The organism is Inquilinus sp. (assembly GCF_057815775.1).
Genome location: NZ_JBYRFX010000568.1, coordinates 1 through 16,044 on the forward strand (window position 1 = coordinate 1; position 16,044 = coordinate 16,044).

The 16,044-nt window shown below is 69.6% G+C and carries 16 protein-coding genes; 13 read left to right on the forward strand and 3 right to left on the reverse strand.

From position 1 onward, the window contains the following. Window positions 1–323: TetR/AcrR family transcriptional regulator (locus tag AC3XYG_RS19775; protein WP_489141575.1), on the reverse strand; the 323-nt coding region annotated here is incomplete at its 3' end. A gap of 79 nt (window positions 324–402) precedes the next feature. Here AC3XYG_RS19775 and AC3XYG_RS19780 point away from each other — a divergent pair. After that, window positions 403–1,017, forward strand: a complete 615-nt coding sequence (locus tag AC3XYG_RS19780) for an NAD(P)H-dependent oxidoreductase (RefSeq protein ID WP_489141576.1) — start codon at window positions 403–405, stop codon at window positions 1,015–1,017. A 9-nt stretch (window positions 1,018–1,026) separates the two neighbouring features. On the opposite strand, the gene AC3XYG_RS19785 is transcribed toward AC3XYG_RS19780, so the two are convergent. Further along, window positions 1,027–1,986: a GlxA family transcriptional regulator gene (locus AC3XYG_RS19785; protein WP_489141577.1), complete on the reverse strand. Its 960-nt coding sequence runs from the start codon at window positions 1,984–1,986 to the stop codon at window positions 1,027–1,029. Window positions 1,987–2,097: 111 nt separating this feature from the next. On the opposite strand from AC3XYG_RS19785, the gene AC3XYG_RS19790 reads away from it, so the two are divergent. The 12 genes from AC3XYG_RS19790 to katG all read left to right on the forward strand — a co-directional run bounded on the left by AC3XYG_RS19790 (window position 2,098) and on the right by katG (window position 15,666). Then, window positions 2,098–2,409 carry a putative quinol monooxygenase gene (locus AC3XYG_RS19790; protein ID WP_489141578.1) on the forward strand — a complete coding sequence of 104 codons (312 nt, stop codon included), beginning with the start codon at window positions 2,098–2,100 and terminating at the stop codon, window positions 2,407–2,409. 223 nt (window positions 2,410–2,632) lie between these two features. After that, on the forward strand, window positions 2,633–3,862 hold the full coding sequence (locus AC3XYG_RS19795) for a paraquat-inducible protein A (protein ID WP_489141579.1): 1,230 nt from the start codon (window positions 2,633–2,635) through the stop codon (window positions 3,860–3,862). After that, window positions 3,855–5,549 (forward strand): PqiB family protein, encoded by a 1,695-nt coding sequence (locus tag AC3XYG_RS19800; RefSeq protein WP_489141590.1) that lies wholly within the window; start codon window positions 3,855–3,857, stop codon window positions 5,547–5,549. Before AC3XYG_RS19795 ends, AC3XYG_RS19800 begins: the two co-directional genes overlap by 8 nt. Beyond that, window positions 5,549–6,124, forward strand: a complete 576-nt coding sequence (locus AC3XYG_RS19805; RefSeq protein WP_489141580.1) for a PqiC family protein — start codon at window positions 5,549–5,551, stop codon at window positions 6,122–6,124. The genes AC3XYG_RS19800 and AC3XYG_RS19805 overlap by 1 nt, the downstream gene beginning before the upstream one ends. 141 nt (window positions 6,125–6,265) lie before the next feature. Next, a complete protein-coding gene (locus AC3XYG_RS19810) occupies window positions 6,266–6,982 on the forward strand; it encodes a FadR/GntR family transcriptional regulator (protein WP_489141581.1) in 717 nt (238 codons plus the stop codon). 25 nt (window positions 6,983–7,007) lie between these two features. Then, window positions 7,008–8,597, forward strand: coding sequence for an ABC transporter substrate-binding protein (locus AC3XYG_RS19815; RefSeq protein WP_489141582.1), 1,590 nt, complete (start codon window positions 7,008–7,010; stop codon window positions 8,595–8,597). A 15-nt stretch (window positions 8,598–8,612) separates the two neighbouring features. Beyond that, window positions 8,613–9,572: an ABC transporter permease gene (locus tag AC3XYG_RS19820; protein WP_489141583.1), complete on the forward strand. Its 960-nt coding sequence runs from the start codon at window positions 8,613–8,615 to the stop codon at window positions 9,570–9,572. Further along, window positions 9,569–10,441 (forward strand): ABC transporter permease, encoded by an 873-nt coding sequence (locus AC3XYG_RS19825; RefSeq protein ID WP_489141584.1) that lies wholly within the window; start codon window positions 9,569–9,571, stop codon window positions 10,439–10,441. Before AC3XYG_RS19820 ends, AC3XYG_RS19825 begins: the two co-directional genes overlap by 4 nt. A 21-nt stretch (window positions 10,442–10,462) precedes the next feature. Continuing rightward, window positions 10,463–11,377: a dihydrodipicolinate synthase family protein gene (locus tag AC3XYG_RS19830; RefSeq protein WP_489141585.1), complete on the forward strand. Its 915-nt coding sequence runs from the start codon at window positions 10,463–10,465 to the stop codon at window positions 11,375–11,377. 8 nt (window positions 11,378–11,385) lie between these two features. Next, the gene (locus tag AC3XYG_RS19835) at window positions 11,386–12,402 is read left to right on the forward strand and encodes an ABC transporter ATP-binding protein (protein WP_489141586.1); all 1,017 of its coding nucleotides are present in this window, start codon (window positions 11,386–11,388) and stop codon (window positions 12,400–12,402) included. Further along, the gene (locus tag AC3XYG_RS19840; protein ID WP_489141587.1) at window positions 12,399–13,355 is read left to right on the forward strand and encodes an ABC transporter ATP-binding protein; all 957 of its coding nucleotides are present in this window, start codon (window positions 12,399–12,401) and stop codon (window positions 13,353–13,355) included. The genes AC3XYG_RS19835 and AC3XYG_RS19840 overlap by 4 nt, the downstream gene beginning before the upstream one ends. Window positions 13,356–13,488: 133 nt before the next feature. Next, the gene (katG, locus tag AC3XYG_RS19845) at window positions 13,489–15,666 is read left to right on the forward strand and encodes a catalase/peroxidase HPI (RefSeq protein WP_489141588.1); all 2,178 of its coding nucleotides are present in this window, start codon (window positions 13,489–13,491) and stop codon (window positions 15,664–15,666) included. A 139-nt stretch (window positions 15,667–15,805) separates the two neighbouring features. Here katG and AC3XYG_RS19850 read toward each other — a convergent pair. After that, on the reverse strand, window positions 15,806–16,044 hold a 239-nt coding region (locus AC3XYG_RS19850; protein ID WP_489141589.1), incomplete at its 5' end, for a hypothetical protein.

Consider the following 16,044-nt stretch of genomic DNA (forward strand, 5'->3'; position numbering starts at 1 on the left):
TCGACATAGCAGGACGCGATCACCGTCGCCCGGGCGGCCAGGCTCGGCGCGCTCGCGGCGAGTGCTGTGTCGATCAGCGCGTTCTCGCGGGCGTCGAACTCCCGGTAGAGCGCCAGCAGCAGCCCGGCCCGCGTGCCGAAATGGTCGTAGACCACGGGCTTGGTCACACCCGATCGCTCGGCCAGGCGCCCGAGGGTCAGGGCGTCCGTGCCCTCCTCCCGCACCAGCCGCCAGGCGACGTCCAGCAGCTGGCGATGCCGGTCATCGCGCGACAGGCGGCGGCGCGGCAGCGGGGCCTGGTCCCCCGGTTCGATGCTTGACATGCTTATGTACCAAAAGTAACTTACTAAAAGTATATAAGACCCATCGGTCGTCCGCAATCCGCGAGCAGGAGTGTCCTCCATGCATGCGCTCATCGTTGTCGCGCATCCCGACCCGAAGTCGCTCAGCCATGCCGTTGCCGCGCATGTCGCCGCGGGTGTGGGCCTGTCCGGCCAGACATCCGAGGTCGCGGACCTCGCGGCGGAGGGGTTCGATCCGCGCTACACCGCGGCCGATCTCGCCACCCTTCGCCGGGAGGCGCCGGCCCCCGCCGATGTCACGGCCGAGCAGGCGCGGGTCGATCGCGCCGATGCCCTGGTGCTGGTCTATCCGGTCTACTGGTGGTCGATGCCCGGGTTGCTCAAGGGCTGGATCGACCGCGTCTTCGCCAATGGCTGGGCCTATGACGACACCCCCGAGACCGGCGTGGCGAAGCGGCTGCACCGCCTCCGGGTCCACTTGGTGGCGCTGGGTGGGGCCGACCAGCGCACCTATGCGCGGCACGGCTATTTCGGCGCGATGAAGACCCAGATCGACCACGGCATCTTCGATTACTGCGGCGCGCGCGTGATGACATCGGAGCTTCTGCTCGTCCCTGACGTGCCGGATCAGGCGGTCCATCTGGACAAGGCGCGGGCGATCGGCCGGGGCCTGTTCACCCCATCCAGGCGTCGCGAGGCGGCTGAAGCCGCCTGACCTCGGATCTCAGGCGCCCCGGATCTCGCGGATGCCCTTGCCCAGGCGGCGGCGCAGCAGGGTGCGCAGCGTGACGGCGTCGGCATAGCCCACCGTCTGGGCGATCTCGGCGACGCTGGTGCCACTGGTCTTCAGCAGATGCACCGCCCGTTCGATGCGGAGGTCCTGGACATGTGCGATCGGGGTCTTGCCCAGGACGCCCTGGACGCGCCGGGCCAGGGTCCGCTTGCTGGTGGACAGGTCCCGCGCCACCTCGTCCAGCCGGAACGCCCGGCCGATCCGCTCCCGCGCCCAGCGGTCGAAGCGCTCGACCAGCGGGTCGGAATGGGCCAGGTGGTCCGAAATCGCATAGGCCGACTGCGACGGCCGGGGATCGACGACGAGATAGCGGGCAACCAGGCCGGCCAGCTCCGGGTTGGTCTGCCGGATCAGCCACAGGGCGAGGTCGATATGGCCGAGCGCCGCCCCGGCGGTGACGAGCGGACCGGAGCTCACGATCATGCGGCGGGAGTCCAGGCGCACGGTCGGGTAGCGCTGCCGGAACAGCGGTGCCAGCCACCAGGTCGTGGTTGCCTCATGCCGGTCGAGCAGGCCGCTCTCCGCCAGGACGAAGGTGCCGACGCAGGCCGCGGCGATCCGCGCGCCCGTCGCGGCCCAGTGGCGCAGGGCGCCGGCGGCCTCGGCGACATCGTCGCGGGCCAGCGCCTGCTCCAGCGGTCCCGGCATCTTGGTGCCGATCGCCGGCACGATCACACAGTCGGGCGCCGGGCTGTCGGCCACGGCCATCACCGGCACGCCCATCCCTTGGGCGCTGAGGACCGCTTGGCGAACGCCGACGAGGGAGATCTGGAATCTCGGGCCGGGACTGCCGGCCAGATCGGCCAGCTCATTGGCCGTGGTCAGCGTGTCCAGGACGGTCGAGAGGCCGGTGTCGAAGACGCCTTCGAGGGCGAGGATCGCTATTCTCATGGCTTGATCGGTATCAAAGATGTCAATCGCGCCAATATGCCGACCGAAGCCCCCTCGGTAAAGTCCGGCCGTTCGCCACACCGGCTGATATCACCGAGATCGGAGACCATCATGATCAAGCTCGCGCTCTTTGTTCGCCTGGAGGCCAAACCCGGACAGGAACGGGCCGTCGCGGACTTCCTCGAGGCCGGCCTGGCTCTCGCCAATCAGGAGGCCGGCACGCCGATCTGGTTTGCCTTGAGATTTTCGGAGAGCAGCTTCGGCGTGTTCGACGCCTTCGAGACCGAGGCCGGCCGGCAGGCGCATCTGGAGGGGCCGATCGCCCAGGCGCTGATGGCCAAGGCCGACGAGCTCTTCGCCACCCCGCCGAAAATCGAGCGGATCGAGGTGCTCGGGCTCAAGAACCAGGCCGGCATGCGCTGAGGCCGGTCCTCGCCGCAGAAATCGTCTTATGAATCGATCATCTAATGTTTTGCCGGCCGGCCCTTAGCCCATAAAGTCGCGCTGCCTTTCCCTTTCGGGGGAAGGCAGCGCCGGCACGGCAGATCGAGGTGACCTTTTGAGCGATGTCGCGGCCCCGGGGACAAGGCCAGCGCAGGACGGGCCAGTTCAGGAAAGGCTGGCCGATCGGGGGCCGAGCCGCCTGATGGAATGCCATGAATGCGGGCTGCGGCACGACGTGCCGGTGCTGCCGGACGGCACCGCCGCGCGCTGCAGCCGCTGCGGCGCCACCCTGCACAAATTCCGCGCCACCTCGCTCGACCACGCCTTCGCCTACACCTGCGCCGGGCTGGTATTCTTCCTGATGGCGAATCTGCTGCCCTTCATCTCGCTGGAGATCTCGGGGCGGATCCAGGCGGCCAGCCTGGTCACCGGCGTCGTCACCCTGTACCAGCAGGGGTTGTGGGAGCTGGCGGCCGTGGTGGCGCTGACCATGTTCCTGGCCCCCGGGCTGCGGCTGGGCACGCTGTTCCTGGTGCTGGGCGGCCTGCGCCTGAAGCGGCCGCCGCGCTGGCTGCCGCGCCTCTATCGCTGGGCCGAACTGCTCGGCCCCTGGGCGATGATGGAGGTCTACCTGCTGGGCGTCTTCGTCGCCTATGTGAAGCTGATCGACCTCGCCACGGTCGACATCGGCCCCGGCCTCTATTCGGTCGGGGCGCTGATGCTGGCGATCATCGCCGCCGGCACGTCGCTCGACAACCAGACGGTGTGGCGGGTGTTCGAACGGCGCGGGCTGGTGCCGACGCCGCCGGTGACCGATCCGGACCGGCCGACGCGGCTGTGCCACGCCTGCGGCCAGGTCTCGAACGTGGCGCCCGGCGCCCATGCCGACTGCCCGCGTTGCGGCGCGGCGCTGCATCGCCGCAAGCCGGACAGCCTGACCCGGACCTGGGCGCTGGTCATCACCGCGATCATCCTCTACATCCCCGCCAACATCCTGCCCGTGATGACGGTGATCTCGCTCGGCAGCGGTGAGCCGGACACGATCATGAGCGGGGTGGTCGAGCTGGCGACGTCCGGCATGTGGCCGCTGGCGCTGCTGGTGTTCTTCGCCTCGATCACCGTGCCGGTGCTGAAGCTGGTCGGGCTGATCATCCTCCTGGTGTCGACCCGGCGCGGCACCCGGCGGCGGCTGCAGGACCGCACGGTGCTGTACCGCATCGTCGAGGCGGTGGGCCGCTGGTCGATGATCGATATCTTCATGATCTCGATCCTGGTCGCGCTGGTACAGCTGGGGCAGATCGCGACGATCGAGCCCGGTATCGGCGCGGTGTCCTTCGCCGGCGTGGTGATCATCACCATGATCGCGGCCATGAGTTTCGATCCGCGCCTGATGTGGGACGCGGCGGGAGAGAACGGTGCCGACCATGACTGAGACCGGGCCCGGCCATGATGGCTCCCCTGCTGCCCCGCGTATCGACCGCAAGCGCCGGCTGTCCGCGATCTGGCTGATCCCGATCGTGGCGCTGCTGATCGCCGGCTATCTCGGCTGGACCACCTTCGCCAGCCAGGGGCCGACCATCACCATCAGCTTCCAGTCGGCGGACGGGCTGGAAGCCGGCAAGACCCTGATCAAGCACAAGGAGGTGGTGTTCGGCACGGTCAAGACCATCGCCCTGTCGGACGATCTGAGCCATGTCGAGGTCACCGCCGAGATGACCCAGGCCGCGGCGCCGCACCTGAACCAGGACACAAGGTTCTGGGTGGTGCGGCCGCGGCTGTCCGCCAGCGGCGGGCTGACCGGCTTCTCCACCATCGTCTCCGGCTCCTATATCGAGCTCGACCCCGGCAAGGGCGACAGCCGCCGGACTTTCACCGGGCTGGAGGATCCGCCGGTGGTGCGGGCCGACGTGCCGGGCACCGAATTCCTGCTTAAGGCCGACCGCATCGGCTCGGTCGGCCCCGGCTCGCCGATCTTCTATCGCGACGTCCAGGTCGGCCAGGTCATGGGCTTCGATGCCGACAACCTCGCCGATGGCGTCACCATCCACGCCTTCGTCCGCGCGCCGTTCGACAGCCAGGTCCATGCCAAGACGAATTTCTGGAACGCCTCCGGCATCTCGATCGGCGCCGGGGCGCAGGGGCTGAAGATCCAGCTGGAATCGCTGACGGCGGTGCTGGCTGGGGGCATCGCCTTCGACACGCCCGACGCCCCCCGTGCCGGCGACCAGGCCAAGGCCGGAACCACCTTCACCCTGTACAAGGACCAGGCCAGCGTCGAGGAGGCCGAATACACCGTCCGGCTGCCCTACCTGCTGTATTTCGATGGCTCGGTCGGCGGGCTGGAGCCTGAGGCCAATGTCGAGTGGCGCGGCATCAAGGTCGGTCGGGTGTCCGAGATCCGGCTGCAATACGATGCGGCGCAGAACCGGATGCGGATCCCGGTGGTGATCGAGCTGGAACCGCAGCGCATCGAGCTGATCGGCGCCAAGCCCGGCCTGGGCACCAAGGAATACACCGATGCGGTGAAGGCCCTGGTGGCCCGCGGCCTGCGGGCGCAGCTGAAGAACGGCAACCTGCTGACCGGCCAGATGGTGGTGACGCTGGACATCTTCCCCGACACCTACCCGCAGACGATCGGCGAGGGCGACCGCTATCCGATCCTGCCGACCATCACGGGCCAGTTCGACAGCGTCCTGCGCTCGGTCAACGGCATCCTCGACAAGGTCTCGGCGCTGCCAATCGACCAGCTTGTCGACCAGACCAACGCCACGCTGAAATCGATCCAGTCCCTGGCGGGCGCGCCGGAGCTCACGGATTCGCTGCGCTCGCTGGCCGGGGCGCTGTCCTCGGCCGAGCAACTGCTGAACCAGGCCAACAGCAATCTCGGCCCGGCGCTGCAGCAGCTGCCGCCGCTGCTGGCCACGGCGCAGCAGGCGGTGCGGCGGGTCAGCGGCACGCTCGGCGACCAGGGCTACGGTGCGGATTCCGGCTTCAAGCGCGACCTGCCCCGGCTGATGGGGCAGGTCGAGGACACGCTGCGCTCGATCCGCGTCCTCACCGACTACCTCGAACAGCACCCCGAGGCGCTGATCCGGGGCAAGACCGGAGATCTGAACTGATGCGCCGTTTCCCGCTGTCCCGCCGGGCCCTCGCCGCCAGCCTGCTGGCCGCACTGGTGCTGGCCGCCTGCTCCTCGACGCCGCCCAAGGTCTACACCCTGGCGTCGGTGCCCGGTACCGCCGCCGGCGGCCGGCCGGTGACGGCCTCGGTCTCCGCGGTCGACATCCCGAAATATCTGGACCGGCCGCAGATCGTCCACCGCACCGGCTCGGTCGAGCTCGACGTCGCCGAATTCGACCGCTGGGGCGAACCGCTGGCCAACATGGTGCAGCGGGTGCTGGCCGACGACCTGACCCGGCGCCTGCCGGCCGGCTCGGTCGTCACCACCAGCCGCACCCTGTCGGGCGATGAGGACCGGACGGTCGAACTGGCGCTCGGCCGCTTCGACCCGGAGGCCGACGGCACCATCGTGCTGGAGGCGCAGTGGCGGTCGCGGCACAAGGAAGGCAAGGCGAAGACCGAGACCGCCCGCATCACCCGCCGGCCGGCGGATGAGAGCACGGCGGCCGAGGTCCAGGCCATGAGCGACGCCCTGGGCGAGTTGTCCGACCGCATCGCCGGCGGGCTGCGCTGATACTTTAAACCCGTCATTCGGCCTGGCCGCCCACGCCGGCGGCTCGACTGTCTGTTCGACTTGACACATATCCTACAAGTCGACTACCTCTCGAGCCCACAGGCCTGCATGGCCGGATCGACGAGGCGGGGAGGGTGCGGCATGGCGCAGAAGGCGTTGGTGCGGGTGGCGCGGGCCCCGCTGCTGCATGTCTCGGTCCAGGACAGCCTGAAGCAGTTCATCATCGACAACGGCCTCGCCGCCGGCGATCCGCTGCCGGCCGAAAGCCTGCTGGCGCGCGAACTCGGGGTCGGTCGCAACTCGGTGCGCGAGGCGATCAAGGCGCTGGAATCGGTCGGTGTGCTGGAAACGCGGCGCGGCATCGGCGTCTTCGTCCGCGAGTTCTCCTTCGACCCCATCCTGGACCACCTGCCCTATGGCCTCGGGCGAGAGCTGCGCGATGTCGAGGATGTGCTGGAGATCCGCCGCACCCTCGAACTCGGGCTGATCGAGACATGCGTCGCCACGATCGGGGCTGACGACCTGGCGGCTTTGCGCAGCGTGCTCGACACCATGCGGGCGAAGGCGGAGCGGGGCGAGACCTTCGCCGCGGAGGACCAGCAGTTCCACGCCCTGCTGTTCCGCGGCCTCGGCAACCGGGTGCTGATCCGGCTGCTCGAAATCTTCTGGCAGGCCTTCCACAAGGCCTCTGGCTTCTTCGCGCTGGACAATCCGGACCCGGTGGCGACCTGGCGCGACCATGAGGCGCTGTTCGACGCCGTCGCCGCCCGCGACCCGGTGCAGGCGCGCGAGCGGCTGGAGGCGCATTACCGCGGCATCAACCGCGTGTTGTCGGCCGGCGCAAAAGAGCCGGCCTGAAATCAAGCAAACAGGGGAGGACGACATGATGAGACCCAAGACGCATGCGCTCGGCCTGGCTTTGGTCCTGGCGCTGGCCGCCTTCGCGGCGGCGCCGGCCTCGGCCCAGCAGGACCGCGACGTTCTGGTCGGCGGCTTCGACGTCGGGCCGATGGGGCAGCAGGGCAATTTCAACCCGCTGATCGCCACCGCCGGCTTCACCTGGCTGAACATGTATTTCGAGACGCTGGTGCTGTACGACGCGAAGCTGGAGACCATCTCCGGCGCGCTGGCGCAGAGCTTCGAGGTCAGCCCGGACAAGACGCGGTACAGCTTCAAGCTGGCCCCCGGCGTCAAATGGCAGGATGGCCAGCCTTTCACCGCGGCGGATGTCAAATTCACCGTCGAGACGGCGAAGGACCCGAAGACCGCCTCGGTCTTCGCCTCGCGCCTGGCCGATGTCTCCGGCGTCGAGACGCCCGACGACCTGACCGTGGTGCTGACCCTGTCGCGGCCGAATGCCAGCCTGCTCGACGTGCTGGCCAAGCTGATGATCCTGCCCAAGCATGCGCTGGAGGGCATCGCCCGCGAGAACCTGGCCAAGGATGCGTGGTGGTCGACCGCGCCGGTCGGCACCGGGCCTTTCACCTTCGTGCGCTACGACGCCGACCAGTTCGTCGAGCTGAAGGCCAACCCGGACTACCGCAAGGGCCCGCCGAAGCTGGCCGGCGTCATCAACCGCTACTTCAAGACCACGGCCGGTGCGGTCGCGGCGCTGCGGGCCGGTGAGATCCAGGCCAGCTATGTCGAGCCGGACGACGCCAAGACCTTCGCCGGCCAGGACGGGTTCCGGGTGATCGAGGGCGACAGCTACGTCCTCAACTACATCGGCTTCAACCATTCGACCGCGCTGTGGAAGGACGAGCGGGTGCGGCGGGCGGTGATGCTGGCGATCAACCGCGACGCGATCGTGCAGAGCCTCTATGGCGGCGCCGCCAACGTGGCCAATTGCGGCTATGTCGCGCCGCGGCTGGTGCCGTCCGACATCGACCCCTATGCCTATGACCCGGTGAAGGCGAAGCAGCTGCTGGACGAGGCCGGCTGGGACCAGATCAACGGCACCAAGCCGCTGACCTTCCTGACCTATTACAACAGCCCGCAGGCGGCCAATGTGATGGCGGCGATGCAGGCGATGCTGGCCCAGGTCGGCATCAACGTGGTGCCGAAGCAGGTCGACACCGCCACCTACAACTCGATCGTCTATGCCAAGGCGCCGGATGCCAGCCAGTACCCGCTGGTCTATGCCGGCATCCAGGACGGGCCGGACCCGGGCAGCATCAATGTCGCGCTGAACGGCAAGCAGATCCCGCCGGCCGGCGGCAACATCGCCCGCGTCGACATGCCCGACGTGACCGGGGCGCTGGACGCCGCCCTGGCCGAGGCGGATGAAGGCAAGCGGGTGCAGCGGTTCCAGGATGTCTGCCGCACCATGAACAAGGAACTGCCCTGGGCGACGATGTGGGTCGGCAAGCGCTACGGCGTGGCCGCCACCAATGTCGCCGACTTCGTCTGGCTGCCGGCCCCGACCGGCGGCGGCTACACCGCCGACGCCCAGGGCTGGGCGTTCGGGAAGTAGACCGGCGGCGCGCCCATGCTGGCCTATGTCCTGAAGCGGCTGGGCGTCGCGCTGGCCATGCTGGTGGCGCTCAGCATCCTGGTGTTCGTCCTGCTGCGGCTGGCGCCGGGCGACCCGATCGACGCCTATATCGACCCGTCCGCCGCCCTGTCGCGGGCGGAGGTCGAGGCGATGCGGGCGCAGCTTGGGCTCGACCGGCCGCTGCCGGTGCAGTACCTGGCCTGGGCCGGCCAGGCGCTGCAGGGCGATCTCGGCCGCTCCACCCAGAACCGCCGCGCCCCGGTGCTGCAGCTGATCGGCGAACGGGTCGGCCCGACCCTGCTGCTGGTCGGCACCGGGCTGGTGCTGGCCATCGTCATCGGTGTCGGCACCGGCATCCTGGCGGCGGTGCGCCGCAATGGCCCCACCGACATCGCCCTGGCGGTGCTGGCCTTCCTCGGCATCTCCTCGCCCGCCTTCCTCACCGCCCTGGTCGGGCTGTTACTGTTCTCGGTCCGGCTGCGCTGGGCGCCGTCCGGCGGCATGGCGACGCCGGGCCTGCCGACCGATATCGCCGACATCGCCCGCCACCTGGTGCTGCCGGCCGGGATCTTCGCCATCGGCTATGCCGCGCTGTTCATGCGCTACATGCGCGCCTCGCTGCTCGAAGTGCTTGGCCAGGACTATGTCCGCACCGCCCGGGCCAAGGGGGTGCGCGAGATCTGGGTGGTCCTGAAGCATGCGGTGCGCAATGCGCTGCTGCCCGTGGTCACGCTGATCGGTGCCTCGATCGGCGCGGTGGTCGGTGGCGCCGTCTTCATCGAGAGCGTGTTCAACTGGCCGGGCATGGGCCTGCTGCTGGTCAATGCGGTCGAGGCGCGGGACTACCCGATCATCATGGGGGCGACGCTGGTGGTCGGCGCCTGCGTGCTGCTGGCCAACCTGCTGACCGACATCGCCTATGCCGCGATCGACCCGCGGATCCGGCTGGCATGACCGTCGCCGTGCCTCGCTTCCGCGACCGGCCCTGGGGCCGCGCGCTCGGCCGGTTCCGGGCCAACGGCACCGCCCTGGCCGGGCTGGCGCTGATCGCCGCCATCCTGCTGCTGGTCTTCGTCTATCCGCCGCTGTTCGGCCGCGACCCGAACGCGATCGACCTGCTGGCGCTGAACCAGCCGCCCGGCGCCGCCCATCCGCTCGGCACCGACGGGGTCGGGCGCGACGTGCTGGCGCGGGTGCTGGAGGGTGGCCGGATCTCGCTGACCGTGGCTGGTGCCGCCGTGGCGATCTCGCTGGTGCTCGGCTTCCTGGTCGGGGCGGTGGCCGCGCTGGGCGGGCGCTGGGCCGATGCGGTGGCGATGCGGGCGGTCGACCTGGCGATGACCCTGCCGCCGGTGATCCTGCTGCTGGTGCTGGCCTCGATCACCGGGCCCGGCATCGGCCCGACCATCCTGGTGATCTCGCTGCTGTCCTGGCCGCTCCTGGCCCGCATGGTCCGCGCCCGGCTGCTGGAGCTGCGCGAGCGCGACTTCGTCACCGCCGCGCGCGGCATGGGGGCGGGGATCGGCCACATCATGCTGCGACATGCCCTGCCGAACTCCATCGACATCCTGGTGGTCTACGCCACGCTGCAGATCGCCAGCGCCACGCTGCTGGAGGCCGGGCTGTCCTTCCTCGGCCTCGGCGTGCCGCCGCCGGCCGCCAGCTGGGGCAACATGCTGAACGCCGCCCGTTCGCCGGTCGTGCTCGAACTCTATTCCTGGCAATGGCTGGCGCCCGGTGCCGCCCTGGTGCTGGCCGTGCTGGCGATCAACTTCGTCGGCGACGGCCTGCGCGACGCCTTCGACCCCCGCTCCGACCAATAGCCCTCCCTCAGGAAACCGATCATGCAGCTCTCCGGTGTCGTCCCGCCCGTCGTCATCCCGCTCAAGGCGGATTTCTCGGTCGACTACCCGTCCTTCACCCGGGTGATCGAACACCTGATCGCCGGCGGCGTGCACGGGCTGTTCATGCTCGGCTCGACCAGTGAGGTCGTGTTCCACGACGAGGCCGCGCGCCGCGCCATCCTGGAACACGCCATGCGGGTGGTGGATGGCCGGCTGCCGGTGCTGGCCGGGGCGATCGACCCGACCACCGACCGGGTGATCGGCCATGCCCGCACGGCCCAGGCGATCGGCGTCGCCGCGGTGGTGGTGACGGCGCCGTTCTACACCCGCACCAGCCAGCCGGAGACGGTCGACCATTTCCGCTATGTCCGCGACGGGGTCGACCTGCCGGTCATCGCCTACGACATCCCGGTCTGCGTCCACACCAAGCTGGACCGGCAGAGCCTGGTGACGCTGGCGGAGGAGGGGACGATCGCCGGGGTCAAGGATTCCAGCGGCGACGAGGGCAATTTCCGTTACCTGCTGTCCGACCTGGCGCACAAGCCGGAGATCGGGCTGATGACCGGGGCGGAGCTGACGGTGGACGGCGTGCTGCTGGCCGGCGCCCATGGCGTCGTCCCAGGCCTGGCCAATGTCGACCCGGCCGGCTATGTCCGGCTGTGGGATGCGGCGAAGCGTGGCGATTGGGCGGCTGCGTCGCGCGAACAGGCCCGGCTGGCCCGGCTGTTCGAGATCGTGCGCCCCGGCCTGCCGCGCACCAGCACCGGTGCCGCAGGGGTCGGCGGCTTCAAGACGGCGATGCGGCTGCTCGGCGTGATCGACACCAACCTGATGGCCCGGCCGCAGCGCAGCCTGAACGAGGCGGAGACGGCGAAGGTCGCAGACATCCTCCGCTCGGTCGATTTGCTCGGGTGAGCATGGCGATGCCCGGGACCGAACCCCCGATCCTGGAGCTGCGGGACGTCACCGTAGCCTTCGCCCTGCGCGCCGGCACGCTGCGTCCGGTCGAGGGCATCGGGCTCGCGGTCGCGGCGGGCGAGACCCTGGCCCTGGTCGGGGAATCGGGCTCGGGCAAGTCGGTGACCTCGCTCGCCATCATGGGGCTGCTGCCGGGCCGGACCGGCCGGATCGAACGCGGCCAGGTGCTGTTCCGCACCCGCGCCGGCGCGGTCGTTGACTTGGCGGCGCTGGACGGCGAGGCGCTGCGCCGGCTGCGCGGCGACGAGATCGGCATGGTGTTCCAGGAGCCGATGACCAGCCTGAATCCGGTGTACACCATTGGCGACCAGGTGGCGGAGCCGCTGCGCATCCACCGCCGGCTGGGGCGGCGGCCGGCGATGGCGCAGGCGGTCGACATGCTGGCCACGGTCGGCATCGCCGAACCGGCGAAGCGGGCCGGCCAGTACCCGCACGAGCTGTCGGGCGGCATGCGACAGCGGGCGATGATCGCCCTGGCCTTGGCCTGCAAGCCGCGCCTGCTGATCGCGGACGAGCCGACGACGGCGCTCGACGTCACCATGCAGGCGCAGATCCTCGACCTGATGCGGCTGCTGCAGGCGGAGATCGGCATGGGCATGATCTTCGTCACCCACAATCTCGGCGTGGTGGCGGAAATCGCCCAGCACGTCGCCGTGATGTATGCCGGACGGGTGGTGGAACAGGGGCCGGTGCGCGAGGTGTTCCGCCGGCCGCTGCACCCCTACACCGCCGGCCTCTTGGCCTCGATGCCGCGGCTCGGCGCCGGCACCGCCGCCCGGGCCGATGGCGGCACGCTGCGGGCGATTCCCGGCAGCGTGCCCAGCCTGGCGGACCGGCCGGCCGGCTGCGCCTTTGCCCCGCGCTGCGCCTTCGTCCAGCCGGCCTGCCGCGCCGCCCTGCCGCCGGCGGTCGAAGTGGTGCCGGGGCGCCTGACCCGCTGCCTGCGATGGGATGTGCTATGACCGCGCCGCTGCTGCAGATCGACGGCCTGTCCAAGGTGTTCGGCCGGGCCCCGGGCGTGCGCGCGGTCCATGACGTGTCCTTCGCCATCGGCCGGGGCGAGGTGGTCGGGCTGGTCGGCGAATCCGGCAGCGGCAAGACCACGCTGGGCCGCTGCGTGCTGCGGCTGGTCGACCCCAGCGCCGGCCGCATCCGCTATGACGGCACCGACATCGCCGCCCTGCCGCAACGCGCCCTGAAACCCTGGCGCCGGCGGATGCAGCCGATCTTCCAGGACCCCTTCGCCTCGCTGTCGCCGCGCATGACGGTGGAACAGATCCTGACCGAAGGCCTGGCCATCCAGCGCATCGGCAGCCGGGCCCAGCGGCGCGACCGGGCGGCGGCGCTGCTGGACGCGGTCGATTTGCCGGCCGACGCGCTCGGCCGCTACGCCCACCAGTTCTCCGGCGGCCAGCGCCAGCGTATCGGCATTGCCCGCGCCTTGGCACTGGAGCCGGAATTCCTGGTGGCGGACGAGCCGGTCTCGGCCCTCGACGTCTCGATCCAGGCCCAGATCGTCAACCTGCTGCGCGACCTGCAGCGGCGCATGGGCCTGACCATGCTGTTCATTTCGCACGATTTGGCGGTGGTCGAATTCATCTGCGACCGGGTGGTGGTGCTGTATCTCGGCCGGGTGATGGAGATCGCGCCGAGCGACCGGCTCTACGCCATGCCGCGCCACCCCTACACCCGGGCGCTGCTGTCCGCGGTGCCCGATCCGGACCCCGATGCGCCGCGGGCGCGGGAGCGGTTGCAGGGCGACATCCCCAGCCCGTCCAACCCGCCCTCCGGCTGTGTCTTCCGCACCCGCTGCCGCTTTGCCCAGCCGCGCTGTGCCGAGGCGGCACCGCCGTTGCAGGAGGTCGCGCCCGGCCATTGGAAGGCGTGCTGGCGCGACGATATCGGGGTGGAGTGAAGCGGCCCCAGCCGAAACCTCCGCGTGCCAAAGCGCCGCTGTCGGGATGTCCGTTCGCACTTGGCAAACGCTGGCGCAAGGTCATACTAGAATGACTCTAAATTAGCGCCAACGGAACGCAAACGGAGGGAACATGGCCAGCGAAAGCAAATGCCCGGTGACGGGTGGTGGCCGCGGGCACACCAATCGTGATTGGTGGCCGGACCAGCTCAATCTCTCGGTGCTCCACCTGCACTCAGCCCTCGCCGACCCGATGGGCGAATCGTTCGATTACGCCAAGGAATTCAAGACCCTCGACCTGAACGCGGTGATCGCGGACCTGAAGGCCGTGATGACCGACTCGCAGGAGTGGTGGCCAGCCGATTTCGGCCATTACGGCGGGTTGTTCATCCGCATGGCCTGGCACAGCGCCGGCACCTACCGCATCGGCGACGGCCGTGGCGGCGGCGGGCGGGGCCAGCAGCGCTTCGCGCCGCTGAACAGCTGGCCGGACAACGGCAATCTCGACAAGGCGCGCCGCCTGCTGTGGCCGGTGAAGCAGAAATACGGCCGCAAGCTCTCCTGGGCCGACCTGCTGATCCTGACCGGCAACGTCGCGCTCGAGTCGATGGGCTTCAAGACCTTCGGCTTCGCCGGCGGCCGGCCCGACACCTGGGAACCCGACCAGGACATCTTCTGGGGCCCCGAGGGCAAGTGGCTGGGCGATGAGCGCTACGCCGGCGACCGCGAGCTGCATGGCCATCTCGGCGCCGTGCAGATGGGCCTGATCTACGTCAATCCGGAAGGCCCGAACGGCAACCCGGACCCGGTGGCCGCGGCCCGCGACATCCGCGAGACCTTCGCCCGCATGGCGATGAACGACGAAGAGACGGTTGCCCTGATCGCCGGCGGTCACAGCTTTGGCAAGACCCATGGCGCCGGTCCCGCGACCCATGTCGGCGTGGAGCCGGAAGGCTCCGACATCGTCAACCAGGGCCTGGGCTGGATGAGCAGCCACGGCGCCGGTTTTGCCGGCGATGCGATCACCAGCGGCCTGGAGGTGACCTGGACCTCGACGCCGACCAAGTGGAGCATCGAGTTCTTCAAGAACCTGTTCGAATTCGAATGGGAGCTGACCAAGAGCCCGGCCGGTGCCCATCAGTGGACGCCGAAGAACGGCGCCGGCGCCAACCAGGTGCCGGACGCGCACAACCCGGCGAAGCGGCACGCGCCGGGGATGCTGACCACCGACCTGTCGCTGCGCTTCGACCCGGCCTATGAGAAGTTCTCGCGGCGCTTCTACGAGCATCCGGAGCAGTTTGCCGACGCCTTCGCCCGCGCCTGGTTCAAGCTGACCCATCGCGACATGGGCCCGCGCGCCCGGTATCTCGGCCCGCTGGTGCCGCAGGAGATCCTGGCCTGGCAGGACCCGGTGCCCGCGGTCGACCATCCGCTGGTCGATGCCTCCGATATCGCGGCGCTGAAGGCGAAGATCCTCGCCTCCGGCCTCACTGTGCCCGAGCTGGTCTCGACCGCCTGGGCGTCGGCCTCGACCTACCGCGGTTCCGACAAGCGGGGCGGCGCCAATGGCGCGCGCATCCGCCTGGCGCCGCAAAAGGACTGGGCGGTCAACCAGCCGGCACAGCTGGCGACGGTGTTGTCCAAGCTGGAAGCGATCCAGAAGGACTTCAACGCCTCGGCCTCCGGCGGCAAGAAGATCTCGCTGGCCGATCTGATCGTCCTCGCCGGCAGCGCTGCGGTCGAAAAGGCGGCGAAGGATGGCGGGCAGGATGTCCAGGTCGCCTTCACCCCGGGCCGCACCGACGCGACGCAGGACCACACCGACGTCCCGTCCTTCGCGCCGCTCGAGCCGAAGGCCGACGGGTTCCGCAACTATGTCGGCAATGCCCAGGGCCTGCCGCCCGAGGAACTGCTGGCCGACCGGGCGCAGCTGCTGACGCTGACGGCGCCGGAGCTGACGGCCCTGATCGGCGGCCTGCGCGTGCTGGGCGCCAATGCCGGGAACTCCCCGCATGGCGTCTTCACCAAGCGGCCGGGGGTGCTGACCAACGACTTCTTCGTCAACCTGCTCGACATGGGCACGAAGTGGCATCCGTCCGCGGACCAGCACGGCGTGTTCCAGGGCCGGGACCGGAAGACGGACGAGGCCAAGTGGACCGCAACCCGCGTCGACCTGATCTTCGGGTCGCATTCGCAGCTGCGGGCGCTGGCCGAGGTCTATGGCAGCGCCGACGGGCAGGCGCAGCTCGTGAAGGAGTTCGCGGCGGCCTGGACCAAGGTGATGAACCTCGACCGGTTCGATATCGCCTGATATCGGCGACGGATCCCCGGCGGTCGACGCTGGGGATCCGCTTCGTCCAACGCGCGTCCTTCATTTCAGGACGACAAGGCGACCATTCGTGCCGGGCTTGGCAGCGTTGCCCTGACTGATATCGTCGCTTTTGGGCTGATCAGTGCGCCCCGCTTGCCTGCCCGCGCAGCAGCAGCGCCACCGGGACCATGACGACCGCGACGACCCCGAGCGTCCAGAACACATCGATGTAGGACAGCAGAGAAGCCTGGCTCTGGACCGTCTGGCCGATCCAGTCGAAGGCCTGCTGCCGGGCCGTCGCTTCCGTCGCGCCCTGGGCCAGGAAATGGGCCGTCGCCTGGTCCAGCCCCAGTTGGTAGCCCAGCTGCGACGGCGAGG

Bases quoted from the DNA above. Each gene is read 5' to 3' on its own strand.
- AC3XYG_RS19780 (WP_489141576.1), top strand. From the start codon at position 403: ATGCATGCGCTCATCGTTGTCGCGCATCCCGACCCGAAGTCGCTCAGC.
- AC3XYG_RS19785 (WP_489141577.1), bottom strand. From the start codon at position 1,986: ATGAGAATAGCGATCCTCGCCCTCGAAGGCGTCTTCGACACCGGCCTC.
- AC3XYG_RS19790 (WP_489141578.1), top strand. From the start codon at position 2,098: ATGATCAAGCTCGCGCTCTTTGTTCGCCTGGAGGCCAAACCCGGACAG.
- AC3XYG_RS19795 (WP_489141579.1), top strand. From the start codon at position 2,633: ATGGAATGCCATGAATGCGGGCTGCGGCACGACGTGCCGGTGCTGCCG.
- AC3XYG_RS19800 (WP_489141590.1), top strand. From the start codon at position 3,855: ATGACTGAGACCGGGCCCGGCCATGATGGCTCCCCTGCTGCCCCGCGT.
- AC3XYG_RS19805 (WP_489141580.1), top strand. From the start codon at position 5,549: ATGCGCCGTTTCCCGCTGTCCCGCCGGGCCCTCGCCGCCAGCCTGCTG.
- AC3XYG_RS19810 (WP_489141581.1), top strand. From the start codon at position 6,266: ATGGCGCAGAAGGCGTTGGTGCGGGTGGCGCGGGCCCCGCTGCTGCAT.
- AC3XYG_RS19815 (WP_489141582.1), top strand. From the start codon at position 7,008: ATGATGAGACCCAAGACGCATGCGCTCGGCCTGGCTTTGGTCCTGGCG.
- AC3XYG_RS19820 (WP_489141583.1), top strand. From the start codon at position 8,613: ATGCTGGCCTATGTCCTGAAGCGGCTGGGCGTCGCGCTGGCCATGCTG.
- AC3XYG_RS19825 (WP_489141584.1), top strand. From the start codon at position 9,569: ATGACCGTCGCCGTGCCTCGCTTCCGCGACCGGCCCTGGGGCCGCGCG.
- AC3XYG_RS19830 (WP_489141585.1), top strand. From the start codon at position 10,463: ATGCAGCTCTCCGGTGTCGTCCCGCCCGTCGTCATCCCGCTCAAGGCG.
- AC3XYG_RS19835 (WP_489141586.1), top strand. From the start codon at position 11,386: ATGCCCGGGACCGAACCCCCGATCCTGGAGCTGCGGGACGTCACCGTA.
- AC3XYG_RS19840 (WP_489141587.1), top strand. From the start codon at position 12,399: ATGACCGCGCCGCTGCTGCAGATCGACGGCCTGTCCAAGGTGTTCGGC.
- katG (WP_489141588.1), top strand. From the start codon at position 13,489: ATGGCCAGCGAAAGCAAATGCCCGGTGACGGGTGGTGGCCGCGGGCAC.